This window comes from Nocardioides oceani (genome assembly GCF_030412965.1).
In the GTDB taxonomy this organism is placed as follows: Bacteria; Actinomycetota; Actinomycetes; order Propionibacteriales; family Nocardioidaceae; genus Nocardioides; species Nocardioides oceani.
Map to the genome: position 1 here is coordinate 1 of NZ_JAUHJQ010000311.1, position 211 is coordinate 211.

1 protein-coding gene is annotated in these 211 nt (G+C 77.3%); it reads left to right on the forward strand.

Annotation, left to right across the window (positions count from 1 at the left end):
• On the forward strand, nt 1-112 hold a 112-nt coding region (locus QWY28_RS24190), incomplete at its 5' end, for a CstA-like transporter-associated (seleno)protein (RefSeq protein ID WP_300955432.1).
• Between the last annotated feature and the right edge of the window lie 99 nt (nt 113-211).

A 211-nucleotide genomic window follows, 5' to 3' on the forward strand; every position in this document is an offset into this window, starting at 1 on the left:
GGCCTACCTCGCCCGCTGCGCCGCCGACGGCACCCCGCCGATGACCCGCCGGGAGTACGAGCGGCACCGCACCGACCTGCGCGAGCACACCCCCCAGTCGCGCTGCTGCTGACCTGCGCCGGCCGGCCGGCCGGCCGCGTCGACCCGCCGCGTCGATCCGCCGCGTCGACCCGCCGCGTCGACCCGCCGGCGTCGATATTCGTTCAATTGC